15 protein-coding genes, 2 tRNA genes and 1 other annotated feature (1 of these 18 cut by a window edge) are annotated in these 12,829 nt (G+C 42.8%); of the genes, 4 read left to right on the forward strand and 13 right to left on the reverse strand.

Features of this window, described 5'->3' with window-relative positions; all coding sequences use genetic code 11:
* Window positions 1-175: a binding site (T-box leader), on the reverse strand; it reaches 65 nt to the left of the window's first position.
* 67 nt (window positions 176-242) lie between these two features.
* The 6 genes from DW835_RS15025 to DW835_RS15050 form a co-directional block, all read right to left on the reverse strand.
* Entirely contained in the window at window positions 243-575 is a 333-nt protein-coding gene (locus DW835_RS15025) for a type II toxin-antitoxin system HicB family antitoxin (protein ID WP_118731381.1), read from the reverse strand.
* The gene (locus DW835_RS15030; protein ID WP_118504022.1) at window positions 572-826 is read right to left on the reverse strand and encodes a type II toxin-antitoxin system HicA family toxin; all 255 of its coding nucleotides are present in this window, start codon (window positions 824-826) and stop codon (window positions 572-574) included. Before DW835_RS15030 ends, DW835_RS15025 begins: the two co-directional genes overlap by 4 nt.
* A 267-nt stretch (window positions 827-1,093) precedes the next feature.
* Window positions 1,094-1,447 (reverse strand): BlaI/MecI/CopY family transcriptional regulator, encoded by a 354-nt coding sequence (locus DW835_RS15035; protein WP_347559394.1) that lies wholly within the window; start codon window positions 1,445-1,447, stop codon window positions 1,094-1,096.
* Window positions 1,448-1,614: 167 nt separating this feature from the next.
* Window positions 1,615-2,151 carry a 2-C-methyl-D-erythritol 2,4-cyclodiphosphate synthase gene (ispF, locus tag DW835_RS15040; RefSeq protein WP_118731395.1) on the reverse strand — a complete coding sequence of 179 codons (537 nt, stop codon included), beginning with the start codon at window positions 2,149-2,151 and terminating at the stop codon, window positions 1,615-1,617.
* A gap of 159 nt (window positions 2,152-2,310) precedes the next feature.
* Window positions 2,311-3,918, reverse strand: coding sequence for a hypothetical protein (locus DW835_RS15045; RefSeq protein ID WP_118731382.1), 1,608 nt, complete (start codon window positions 3,916-3,918; stop codon window positions 2,311-2,313).
* A 110-nt stretch (window positions 3,919-4,028) separates the two neighbouring features.
* Entirely contained in the window at window positions 4,029-5,753 is a 1,725-nt protein-coding gene (locus DW835_RS15050; RefSeq protein ID WP_243037206.1) for a DEAD/DEAH box helicase, read from the reverse strand.
* A gap of 157 nt (window positions 5,754-5,910) precedes the next feature.
* Between DW835_RS15050 and DW835_RS15055 the strand changes: the two genes are divergently transcribed.
* The 4 genes from DW835_RS15055 (at window position 5,911) to DW835_RS18090 (ending at window position 7,591) form a co-directional block, all read left to right on the forward strand.
* Entirely contained in the window at window positions 5,911-7,026 is a 1,116-nt protein-coding gene (locus DW835_RS15055; RefSeq protein WP_118504061.1) for a DUF362 domain-containing protein, read from the forward strand.
* A gap of 125 nt (window positions 7,027-7,151) precedes the next feature.
* A tRNA-Val gene (locus DW835_RS15060) sits at window positions 7,152-7,224 on the forward strand.
* 22 nt (window positions 7,225-7,246) lie between these two features.
* Window positions 7,247-7,320 (forward strand) — tRNA-Met (locus DW835_RS15065).
* Window positions 7,321-7,435: 115 nt separating this feature from the next.
* Window positions 7,436-7,591, forward strand: a complete 156-nt coding sequence (locus tag DW835_RS18090; RefSeq protein WP_176865097.1) for a hypothetical protein — start codon at window positions 7,436-7,438, stop codon at window positions 7,589-7,591.
* 140 nt (window positions 7,592-7,731) lie between these two features.
* On the opposite strand, the gene DW835_RS15070 is transcribed toward DW835_RS18090, so the two are convergent.
* The 7 genes from DW835_RS15070 to DW835_RS15100 form a co-directional block, all read right to left on the reverse strand.
* Window positions 7,732-8,388, reverse strand: coding sequence for a hypothetical protein (locus DW835_RS15070; RefSeq protein WP_117466709.1), 657 nt, complete (start codon window positions 8,386-8,388; stop codon window positions 7,732-7,734).
* A 30-nt stretch (window positions 8,389-8,418) separates the two neighbouring features.
* Window positions 8,419-8,718 carry a hypothetical protein gene (locus DW835_RS15075; protein ID WP_118731383.1) on the reverse strand — a complete coding sequence of 100 codons (300 nt, stop codon included), beginning with the start codon at window positions 8,716-8,718 and terminating at the stop codon, window positions 8,419-8,421.
* A 67-nt stretch (window positions 8,719-8,785) separates the two neighbouring features.
* Entirely contained in the window at window positions 8,786-9,364 is a 579-nt protein-coding gene (locus tag DW835_RS15080; RefSeq protein ID WP_118731384.1) for a hypothetical protein, read from the reverse strand.
* A 282-nt stretch (window positions 9,365-9,646) separates the two neighbouring features.
* Window positions 9,647-10,255: an accessory gene regulator B family protein gene (locus tag DW835_RS15085; protein WP_118731385.1), complete on the reverse strand. Its 609-nt coding sequence runs from the start codon at window positions 10,253-10,255 to the stop codon at window positions 9,647-9,649.
* Window positions 10,256-10,408 carry a cyclic lactone autoinducer peptide gene (locus DW835_RS15090; protein WP_117466699.1) on the reverse strand — a complete coding sequence of 51 codons (153 nt, stop codon included), beginning with the start codon at window positions 10,406-10,408 and terminating at the stop codon, window positions 10,256-10,258.
* A 409-nt stretch (window positions 10,409-10,817) separates the two neighbouring features.
* On the reverse strand, window positions 10,818-12,104 hold the full coding sequence (locus tag DW835_RS15095; protein ID WP_118545576.1) for a sensor histidine kinase: 1,287 nt from the start codon (window positions 12,102-12,104) through the stop codon (window positions 10,818-10,820).
* Window positions 12,097-12,825, reverse strand: a complete 729-nt coding sequence (locus DW835_RS15100; protein WP_117466695.1) for a LytTR family DNA-binding domain-containing protein — start codon at window positions 12,823-12,825, stop codon at window positions 12,097-12,099. Before DW835_RS15100 ends, DW835_RS15095 begins: the two co-directional genes overlap by 8 nt.
* Window positions 12,826-12,829 lie beyond the last annotated feature (4 nt).

Raw genomic sequence — 12,829 nt, forward strand, 5'->3', positions numbered from 1 at the left:
ATGGCGCCATGCACATAACGGGTGCTCACCGGATCCGGATACTGATTACTGTTAACGTTCCCCGGATCAGCTCACAGGCGCACTTCCTTTTCCTCAGACGAAAGCCGCTCCCAGCTTCTAACAGCTTCTCTCTGGCGTCCCACCGAAAAGTACTTTTCCTGCTCCATGCCTTTACTACATATATGATAATTCCTACTAAATAAGATATGCAAAAATGAGGGGTTTGTCAACCCCGGAGTTTTCTACATCACTGCTTTTTCCAACGTTTCCCTCACATATTCATTCAGTGACATCTGGCATGCAGTTGCATGGATCACAAGCTGCTTATGAGTCTCAGGCGCGATCCGGATATTAAAGCTTCCCTTGTATGCTTTTTCCGGAGCTTTCCCCTGTCCTTCACACAGTTGCAGATAATCATCTACCGCCCCATGAAAATCCTCTACCAGACTCCTGGCATCGGTTCCCTCATAAGATATCAAAGACCGTATTCCCATTACTTTTCCGAAAAAGATACCATCTCCCTCTGAAAATTCTACACTTCCGATATACCCTTTATATTCCATCGTATTTTTCAAATCAATCCCTCCTGTTCCAACAGATCACATAATTGTCTGACCTGGTATGCTTTCAATTCCTTTTGCGGATGCGGCTTATGTAGTAATATACTCCCATGCTCCTCACTGGTAAACATCACTCTGGAACCGCTGGTTTTCCCCTTATTGGATTTCGTAAATTCCAGATAATCCAATAAAACTTCCGCATCATGAAAGGTAAATGTCTTCGGTCTGCTTTTTAACTGTTCAATTAGTTTTTCCTTTTGTCCCATTTGTACCCCTTGTTAATTATATTATATTTTTTCTGCTCGTTTTTTGCAACTGTTTTTAGTTGCAAGAATGAAGTTAAAAGCATATTTTCTACCTAATTTCAATGGATTGGAAAATTTCTCCGACATTGGATTCTAATAGAAAACAGATCTGATAATAGAAAAAGGCCCTATGCCATTTATATTAGCATAGAACCTTTGTAATCACAATAGTATTTTATTCTTCCAAAAGCACCCACTGCCCCTCCGGTGCCGCAGCTGTTTTCTCCGTCAGCTCTTATAATCCTCGATCATAGCTTCGATCTCAGCGATCTGCGCTGCGCTGAGCTTCTTGCTCTGGATAAATGCGGCTATCATCTTCGGCAGCGAACCGCCGTAAGCCTTCTCCACGAAAGCCTCCCCCTGGGCTCTGTGGTATTCCTCCTTATTCAATACGGAAGATACGATGGCATTCTCATTTTTGAAAATACCGTTCTCACAAAGCTTTTTAATAAACGTATAGGTAGTGGATTTCTTCCAGCCGAACTTCTCTGTGCACTGTTTTACCAGTTCTCCGGAACCGATGGGTTCCTCCTCCCAGATCAGCTCAGCAAATCTGTATTCTGTCTCCGTCATCTGATACATTCCCATTCCTCCTTGTATCCTTCTTAATCCAGCCCTTGCCAATTATGCAATCCTATTGGCTTTTTTGCACTCATCACATTATAAAAGGTCGGTAGTATACAGACCTTGTTCTAATTAAAGTCTATATCCTATCGACCCATTTGTCAAGTTCTTATTTTCCGAAATTATCAGCTCTTCGGGCATCCGCTGCAGTTTCCGCAGCCGCCCTGCATCGCCTGTGCCGTAAGATCAAACGGCGTAGTCACCAGACAGATTGCCTGAGAGGAGATTCCCTCTCCGCTGCCGGTGAATCCCAGTCCTTCCTCCGTGGTAGCCTTCACATTGACCTGTCCCACATCGATCAGCAGGGCTTTCGCGATATTTTCCCGCATGGTATCGATATGCGGGCGCATCTTCGGTGCCTGTGCAATGATCGTCGCATCGATATTTTCGATAAACACATGATTTTCTTCCAGCAGCTCGCCCACTTTTTCCAGCAATTTTATGGAAGAAATATCCTTGTATGCCGGATCTGTATCCGGGAAATGTTTCCCGATGTCCCCCAGCGCCGCTGCTCCCAACAGCGCATCCATGATTGCATGGAGCAGGACATCCGCATCCGAATGTCCCAGAAGTCCTTTTTCATAAGGTATTTTCACACCGCCAATGATCAGGTCTCTTCCCTCCACCAGACGATGTACATCATATCCCATTCCGATTCTCATACTTACAACCTTTCCGCAGACGTTATCCTTTTTCAAAAAGTACTGACATCCCTGTGTCTTACCCGATTCTCCAACCAGCCAGTCCCCAAACCGTTCTGTCCCGTTGCGGCCAGTGCCGGGTGCCAACAATGTCGTCTGCAATATACGAAATCTCTGTCATTATTTTCTCGCCACAGCACAGTCCATCAGATCCTCCGTACTGTCAAATACATAGACCGTATAACTGCCGTCCTCATACACCTTATTGCCCTGTTTCAGCGCAGGCGCCGATGCATATTCCGCGCATTCCTCCGACGTCAGGAGCAGGAATGTCTCCCCGGCATGATACCCTTCCTCATAATATTTCATAGGCGAAGACCACTTGAAATACTCCAGGTGCTCGGGATCTCCGATATTGCCGATCTCCACTTCACCATTCGTAAGCTCCGTGATGATATTGGCATTATTATAAGTAGCGAAGCCGAAATCATATCCGTTCCCCGCAAGGAATTCCGCCACGGGACGCTTCGTCTCGTTCTTGTCCACCGTCAGGAAAGACATCACTGTTTTCCCCGTTCCAAGGAGCAGGCAGACGGTAAGCAGTGCCGTCACCGCCAATCTGTCAAAGGGCATTTTTTCCTCTTCCAGATAAAAGCACAATACCGGCAGGGCGAAAATGAAGATCGTGATATAATACCGCGGCACCATGGTACTGGTGGTAAAAATAAACACAAACAGATTCAGTACAAAACTGACTTTCAAAAACAGTGTGATCAGACTGCGAAATCCCGTGATGCGCTGCATTTTCCCGCTTTTGACCGTAACGTATCCGTAGATGCCAAGCATCACAAAGGCTGCCATCGTCACAACACCCCGCAGGGATAAAAATCCCTTATCCGGAATATAACCAAAAAGCATTAACAGACAGCCTACTGCATTCTGGATCCGGTCAAACAGCACCCCGTGGTACAGAGCAATGAAATTCGTGGCACCGTAGGTCTGGAACACATATTTATGGCTGATCCATACCACATTAATGCCGTAGCCCGCTACTGTGAAAAACGCTCCCACTACACTGTAGAGAAAATATCTCATCCGGGTCGTAGGCAGCAAGGCACGAAAACGCTCCTTTGTCATCTCTCCCCGGAAACCCTGGAACTTCTCTCCACTCAACAGATAGAAAAAGGAAGTCAGTACCAGCGGGCACTGTAATGCCAGCAGGTAACGTACGCCGGACATTCCACAGACAATAGCCAGTAGTACATAGAAGATCCATAGGCTGACCTTGCGTTTTGTACTGTATTCTCCACTGCACAGCCGCAGATACATACCGAAGAACCACAACACCAGAATCACATGGGACATGTAGGTATTGCCCATTTGCATGTGTGTCATCATGGTCTCGGAAAAAGGCAGAAGCAACAGACAGGAGCTTAACACCGTAAGCCCTCTGGATACCTTTAACGGCTTCATAAAATAATAATAGGAAGCCAGCATCAGCCCGTAAAACACCAGATTCGTGATCGTGCGGATCACATGCCAGTTGTTGCAGATCCGGAACAGCGGTCCCATGATCAGCTGTGTATACAGCACACGGAACTCCGTGGAATAATACCAGTTCGTCGTTGAAATCATCTGATGCTCCCCCGCAAGGATCCGGGAAAAGATCATCTCTGCCGCCATATCGGAATCCAGCCAGTGATCCTGGCTGATAATATTAAGTCCCAAAAGGAGCAGAAGTGTGGCCCCCAACAGGATATAAGGTATCTGTTTTTTCAGTGTTTTCATACCGCAGACCTTTCTGAATTATGCCTATCTATTCTTTCCTAACTATACACGATTTGCCGCGAAAGCACAACTGCGGCTTTTGCGGCAAATACATAAAATTCCTCATCTACTTAAGATTTTTTTCTCTTGGGGAAGCTGTTACCGATGCCCGGCTCTTCCCGTTTCTTTCTCTTTTTCGCTTCTCTCTCCGCTCTGTCCCCGGAGTATTTACGGTCCGCTGCCTTTCTGTCGCGGCCGCTCCATTTTCTTCCGTCCTCGCGGTTCTCGTCTCTGCGACGTCTTCTGTCCTCTCCGGAACCGGTGCTGCCATCATCTCTGCGGTCTCTGTCACTACGGCCGAATCTTCTGCGGTCCCCGTCTTCGCGGCTGAACCTCCGTCTTCCGTCTCCTCTGCCGAAACCACGGCCTTCGCCATCGTTTCTGCCGAAACGTCCCTTCTCTCCGAACCGTCCGCGGCGCTGTACATAATCATCTGCGGCGATCTCCTCGCCCTTGTCGCCGACCTGATATTTCAGCATGGCTGCCGCCAGATCCAGTGCATCGCAGCCTTCCTCTTCCATTTTCCGCTGTAAAAAGCTCTTCATCAGTTCAACGTCTTCGTGCTCATGCAGTTCCCACGCCTTGTTCAGATATTTATCCGCTTTCGCTTTCAGAACCTTTGCTGCGCCGGGAAGCTTTTTCTCGGTAATGGTGGTATGACAGACTCTCTCGATCTCGCGGATCTTACCGATCTCCCTACTGTTGGCAAAGGTAAAGGATCTGCCCTTTCTTCCGGCACGGCCGGTTCTGCCGATACGGTGCACATAGTACTCGATATCCTGCGGAATATCGTAATTAATGACAGCTTCCACATCATCCACATCAATACCTCTGGCTGCCACATCCGTAGCGATCAGAATGCTGGCTCCGCCGTTACGGAAACGGTTCATGGCCACATCACGCTGCGCCTGGGACAGATCGCCATGCAGCCCTTCTGCCTGGAAGCCCTGCTGCTTCAACAGATCCGCCAGTTCGTCCACCTTTTTCTTCGTATTACAGAAGATCAGGGTCAGCTTCGGCTGATAGTACTCTAACAGCCTTACACAGGCTGCATCCTTGTCCTGATTTTTCACACGGTAGAATTTCTGGGATACCAACGGAATCGTCAGTTCTTTTGCCGCTACTTTTACTATTTTTGCATCCTTCTGGAACCGGTCCGTGATCTCCAGGATCGGCTTCGGCATGGTAGCGGAAAACAGTGCCGTCTGGTGCTCTCCGGGAATCTGTCCCAAGATCAGCTCCATATCCTCACGGAAGCCCATGTTCAGCATCTCATCTGCCTCATCCAATACCACCATGTTCACCAGATCCAGTTTGATGGTATGTCTGCGCATGTGATCCATGACGCGTCCCGGGGTTCCCACGATAATCTGCACGCCCCGCAATCCTGCGATCTGACGACTGATATCCTGTCCACCGTAAACGGGAAGCACCTTGATGCCATGCATGTATTTAGCGATTTTCCGCAGTTCTTCCGCGGCCTGGATTGCCAGTTCTCTGGTAGGACATAAAATAATGGTCTGTAACTTCTTCACATCGGGATTGATGTGCTGGATCGCCGGAATGCCGAATGCAGCAGTCTTGCCCGTTCCGGTCTGTGCCTGTCCGATAATGTCCTCACCCTGTAATAAATAGGGAATCGCCTGCTCCTGGATCGGAGACAGCTTCTCAAAACCCATCTCACGAATCGCACGGACGATACGGTTATCCAACAACGGCTCGATCGATGCGATACCGTCCTGCTCCTTTACCTCTTCTACTTTTTCCACTTCTTCATTTTCCAAAAAATAACTCACAAAATACTCCTTTTTAGCACAAAAAAAGAAATCATTGCGATGCGCTTCTGATTTCTTCCATCAAATCTCAACAACATTTCGTAGTATAGCACGGAAGCATTGAAAAAACAAGTAAATTCATGTACTATATAGAAAATAAACCACTTTAGAGGTCATTATGATACAGACATTACACATCGTACCGGAATATAACGAAGAACTGATCTATCCCGCCATCTGCAAAAGTATGGAGGCTTTGAACATCGCCGCAGACTTGCGCCCGGAGATGAAGATCGTCATCAAACCCAACCTCGTCATGGCAAAGTCACCTGATTTTCCAGCCACTACACACCCGCTGGTGGTAAAGGCGGTGGTACGATGGCTGCGAGAACAGGGTATTCAGCATATTACCATTGCGGAAAGTTCCGGCGGTCTCTACAATGCCGAGGCCATGAAGCATGTATATCATGTATGCGGTATGGATACGCTGGGCGAAGGGGCTACACTGAACATGGACTTTTCTGCACAGACCGTGAACTGTCCGACAGGATTTAAGAATCACAGCTTCCACCTGATCACTCCCATTGTGGAAGCTGATTACATCATTAATATCTGTAAATTAAAGACCCATGCCATGACCGGTTATTCCGGCGGTATCAAGAATCTCTTCGGCACTATTCCTGGACTGGAAAAGCCCCAGATGCACTACCGTTGGCCCGAGATAGAGGATTTCTCCAATATGCTTTTGGAGCTGGCACAGACCGTGGCTCCACAGCTCACCGTCATCGACGCCATCGATGCCATGGAGGGCAATGGACCTACCGGCGGCACATCGCATCCCCTGCATATGCTGCTGACAGCAAAAGATTTTTATACACAGGACTGTTTTGCCGCAAAACTCATGGGATTAGAGCCAACGGAGATCGCCATGCTGCGCCAGGCATTAGAAAGAGGGCTGGCACATCCGGAGGATCTGACTCTTGTGGGTGATACGGTTCCGGAAGGACTGTCTCCTTTTCAGAAGCCGGATACCATCAAACTGGATTTTACCAACGGTGTGCCGAAATTTTTACGTAAACCTTTCATGTTCGTAGCTTCCCGACTGTTGAAATCGTATCCCCAGCTGACACCGGAAAAATGTGTGGGATGTGGAAAATGTGCGGAAAGTTGTCCGGCTCATGTGATCAAAATAGAAAACCGCAAGGCAAAATTTCGCAGAAAGGGCTGTATTTCCTGTTTCTGCTGTCAGGAAATGTGTCCTATGAAGGCTATCAGTGTAAAGAAAGCCCTGTAATTTCCTGCTCTTTGCTATTATTGTTCTAATTGCATACAAAATTTTTACAAAAATATCAAAAAACGTGTTGACAAAGTGTGACTCACATTGTATACTGAACAAGTCGATTGCGAGAGCAACGAAATGGAATCTTAGCTCAGCTGGGAGAGCATCTGCCTTACAAGCAGAGGGTCATAGGTTCGAGCCCTATAGGTTCCATTCCAACTTCGGTTGGTCATATGGCGAGATAGCTCAGTTGGCTAGAGCATGCGGTTCATACCCGCAGTGTCGAGGGTTCGAATCCCCCTCTCGCTATTAGGTTAAAAGGGTCGGAAATGCTGATAAATACAGCGTTTCCGATTTTTTTGATTTCTCAAAGTATCAAATAATATGTTTACTTTTGTTTACTTCTGGATTTCTGACGGTGATAATGGTTAAACCAGAGTTTAAAATGCGCCGGTTTTCTCCTCTTAAAACCAGGGTTAAGAAGCCTAAAACAAAAGGTACGAAAGCTGACTCCGTGGAAAAAGTTACGGTTGCCGAACTTCTTCCCTCTTTGGAAAATACGGTTTTAAATAAAAATTAAACTTTAGCATCACCGCTTTCAGCATTCTGATAGACAAAGGAATTAGTGGTCATGGTGATTTCATCTAATATAGCCAGATTTCCGCTTTTCTTTATGCACATTGTTATTTAATAATTTGGACTTGCACACCGCCAAACCCGTTACTGTTCCAAAACAAACTGCTCTGTCTCAGGGTTCCACTTTAATACTGCTACGATTTCTTCAGAACTTATCAATTTATCCTCAGATGCCACAATAATCAAATCATCTACTATATCCATATAATAAAAAGATTCATCTCCAATGATCTTTAGCGCATCTATCGGAATTTCTACCCATTGACTGCCTTCGACAGCTAAAAGCTGAATTTCCTGTGTTGATATTCCTTGATATGTTGTGGTTTTTGATACCAATATTCTGCTTTGTCCGTCACTCGCTTGAATACAGTTTATAACTACTTTATCAGCCGCAAACTCCTTATATGCTACCATTTCTAATGAATCAGCATCTAAAAGGATACCCACCGTTTTATCCAATCCTGCAACATGAGGGGTATTCAAAATCTTGCATAACACGAATATTTCACTGGCATTATCTTGCGAGAAAGAACCAAAATCAATCCGAACTATAACAATATCTAATGCACTGATGTTACCTTCTTCGTAATTCTCTGCTACCTTTTCTATAATCCTGTTATTAAGCTCTGAGACCATATCAGCACTATCCCTGGATTTCGATATTCCACACGCATTGATGCACATCAGCATAAACAACACAAGAACAGAGACCGGCAAAACCTTATTTTTCATCTTACCCATACTCGTCTTAATCTCTTTCTGGCACATTTTCTATTTTAATGTGCAGGATATGATCCTGCAATCAGTGTAATAATACAACAAAATATTCGATGCGGAATCACCATTTTTTGCACGCAATGCGGCACCCATTTGACATAGCCCGTAACGATGTCCTCCCGCACCAGTTGCAATATCTGTGCAACTTAAAGCTTTCAAAGCAGGCTGCGTAGAATGATCTTTTGTTCCATTACCACTACAGCTTGAGAAAAAGGCACCCCAAATATAATCATAAGTTGTAGATGATGGTTTATACATTATATACTTTTTCATTGCTTCCTCTTTTCTCTTCATAAAATACCTCTCTTTCTCGTCTGAACTTGTTTAATCTGCCTTCTGGTTAGAAATAAACAAATAACCATCATCCGTCTTTTGTAAAATGACCACCCATTGCCCCCCCCTCATACTCTTTTTCGTATTTCAGTATGAGTTTGTTATCTGACTCCCAAGTTCCGGAAGTAACCATACACCAATCAAAATTCGAGTCTCCCATAATCAGATAGTAACTGTCATATTGCTCCAAATAATAGAAACTGTCCAAGCCTGTCTTTTTTGTCTCCGCCAGACTTATTCCCATTTTTTCCTGCAAAAAAGCATCCATTTCATTTGCTGTGATTTTTATGATATCCAAATACGGGGCATCACTACATAACTCTGTCAGCATTGACAGTTCATCCTCCGATACTTCGCCAAACGCTCCTCCAACGCCATTATAAAATAACTCAAACAAGTTAATTTCATCTGGTTGACTATACTCGCTGGATAACAGCATATTGTTCATGTTCGTTATGTCACCATTGAAAAATTCTGTGTTAAACACAGTAATTTCCTTTTCGGAAAGAGTACCGGAAGCCATCTGGCATCCTGAAAACATCAAAATCATAAAAGACAAGATAACCGATAATGCAAGTAAATCCATAACTTTTGTCAATATTTTCATTCAAAATCTCCTCCGTTTCACTTCTCAAATTTCTCGCCATTATAGACTCTTCATGGGCACCACTCCCATCCATAGTTGCAAAGCAGATTTCCCCACCTGCAATACACATTACATTTTTCTACAAACTGATAATTCTTTTCTGCCGATGTTGCCGTTTTAATTTCTCCATTAACACTACACGTCATTGTAACTCGATATGTACCTCTGGAAACCAGATATATTTCCAAGCCAGATGCTGTTATGGTATTGCTCGAATCTTCCCATGATTCCACATTGACCCAGCTACCAGAGACCTTTTCCTGGAACATAGCTTTTACATACATTTTTCAAATGATTTCTGCATTTCCCTATCAGCATTGTGATTACAACTATTAAAAATATTATATTTAGCTCCAAGAAGTAGCTATCCTTTTCAAATATAGTGCAAACTATTCCGATAAAAAAATCCAAGCATAAATATTTCATCAGCTTTATATTAAAACACTTGTTCTCTTCTTCGTTTATCTCCCTGTTTCTGTTCTCAACTGGATATAACACATACACAAATACTTCCAGGGCGAATAATACAATAAGTGAAACAAATTCATGTAAACAGAGATTCTTAACTACAAGCAGAGTAGTAATATATGTTAAGCATGACAAAACAAAGCATATCCAGAATTTTTCCAAATGCAAACCACCTGCATAGGAACGCAATGGTGAGAAAATCACAAAGAAAAATATCCCTTCTAAGACCATATCGAGTTTCAGTGCGATGAACAAGCTTGCAACCAAAAACAACCCAACTTCCAAGGTTATGACAAATCCATATTCATAGACTTCCCGATCTGCTTCATCAACCATGCTCTTTTTGATAACATAATCTGTCAACAACTTTGCTACTTTTCTCATTTATTTGTTTTTCCTGAATTTCCTCACTTCTTCCGGCTGTTTAGGCTGATGGTATATGAGTGCACATCTGCTGTTTGCAGCTTTTGATAACATTCCATCAGCAACGGATGTTAATGCTTTTGCTAATACAGTTTTCTTTTCATTTTTCTTCATTATGTATACCCCCTTAATGAACTATTTTGTAATCATATCATATTCCCCGCAAGATAATCACTAATATGTCAAAAATACGGCAATAGCTGTCAATTTTCCAGTAGATTCATGACAACGGTCATCCGTCTTTAGGATATCTTTAATTTTATCCATGAGTTCCGAGTTGTAAAATATCAGACCGAAAGTATATCAACCTTGCACGGGGTTCTAAATTTATAAAAGAATTTTCAGCACTTATCGGCCTGCCGTTAAGTTCCTACTTTTTAAACGACGGAGACATCAGAAAAAATGCTAAGCCACAGGTTTTAATCCGTGGCTTAGCACCATATTTTAAGATTCAACTCCCAAAGTCAGGTATCATATTCCCCTCAAAATAATCCCTAATATGTCAAAAATACGGCAATAGCTGTCAATTTTCCGGCAAATTCATAACAACGGTCAGGCAAAATACAGAATCCTGTGCTTCCACTAGAATTTCGCCCTGGTACTTTTCTGCAATTCTTGCTATGGAATTTAATCCATATCCATGTCTGCCGCTTTCTGTTTTTGTGGATTGATATTTTCCGCTTCTGTCGTTTTTTAAGACATGCTCATATGGATTCTTTATCAGCATGACCAGCGCCTGCTTTTTCACTCCCATGGATATTTCTATCACCTTTTGGTGCTGCCTGCAGTCCCGGACAGCTTCTATTGCATTATCCAGTGCATTTCCCAGTGCTATGCCAATATCACATGGTTCCATGGAAAGCTCCTCTGGAATAAATATTTTTAACTGAAATGTAATCCCGTATTCCTTAGCAACGGCATATTTGAAATTAATCAGACAATCAATGGTACTGTTGCCGGTATTGGAAATGTTTTCGGAAATATTGCTGTTTTTGATAATCTGATTCAGGTTTCTGATTACAGACTCTTTATCACTGTTTTCAACGCTGTTTTTTAAAACAATAAGTTTATTCAGCAGATTGTGCCTGTCCTCATAAAATTCCTCCAACATCTTTTTTTGCGATACCGTAATTTTTTCGATCATATCAAATTGCTGGGCATAAACTGTATGTTCTTTTTCATAAGCAAAAACTTTATTTATTTTTACATACAATTCAAAAATAATGACATTAAATAAGATAAGAATGCTGATAGTGATAACAGCAAAAAAGGACTTTCCTTCTGAGCAAAATTCATTGATTGCAATGACTATGCTTCCCACTGGCACCAACAGGAGAAAAAAATAATATTTTCCCGGTACCGGACTCTCCTTTCTTTTTTCTGCCACCATCGACAGTGCATATACAGAAAGGATCATCAGGATGTTCGATAATACCAACCCAATAATATCCCTTTGCTGGCTTTCCCCTATGTCAAAGCTATTGATTAGGGAAAAGACAAAGACCTCAATCAACGACCAGCCTGCATAGAATGTAGCCAATAAAAAGTATTTTTCCTTTCCACGGCTTTGGTAGGCAACCATCGCTATGGACAGAATCAGTAAAATGTTCAGAATGGTTGCAAAAATTTGCAGGCGCCCATTATGATAACCAAAGAAAAATTGGAATATGCAATAAACAATCCACAGAGAAACAGAAAGTATACTATTCTGCTTTTCTTCAAAAAAGCTTCCCCAAAATCTTTTTACAATCCATACGGTTGCGATAACAATAGAAATATTTAATAGAATATCTTCTATTTGATTATACATTGATTTCCCCTCCCAGAAGATGGCTATATTGTTGGTTAAAGTATTTCTGCCGTTCTTCGCTTATAGGCAGTTTCTTCCCATTTACCAACGTTATTTCTATTTTTGTCCTTGATCTAATCAAATAATAATTTACCAGATAAGACTGATGTACTCTCAAAAAAGGTATTTTCCCATCTGACATTTTTTGTTCTATCTCTGACAGTTTCCCGTTAAATGTGTAATGCTCCCCGTTTTGCGTATATATTGTAACTTTCCTGGCATTGCTTTCAAAGTATAAAATCTCTTTACATAGAATTTTATATTCTTCATGCTTATAAGAAAAGGTAAAATAGACCATTTTACTGCAGACTCTCTGATAAGTTTCCAGAAATGTCTTTGTCAATATCTCCTCATCGATTGGTTTCTTTATAAATCCAAATACATCCAACCGGAACAATTCCATCATATATTTATCATAGCCTGATACATAAATCAGAAGTACATTATCATCCACCTTCCGTATATTTTCAGCCGCAGTGATGCCATCGCCACCCTTCATCTGAATATCCAAAAAGATGATGTCATACTTTGTTCCTGATGTAACCTGCCTTTTGAGTTCCCTACCACTGTAAAAAACATCAATATTCACGGGAATGCTTTCCCGCTTGCATACTTCAGAAATTATATGCTCTATCTGATTCACAATTACATTTTCATCATCACAAACAGCAATTCTTATCATGTGT

Origin of the sequence: Clostridium sp. AM34-9AC (assembly GCF_003480225.1) — a bacterium.
In the GTDB taxonomy this organism is placed as follows: Bacteria; Bacillota; Clostridia; order Lachnospirales; family Lachnospiraceae; genus Acetatifactor; species Acetatifactor acetigignens.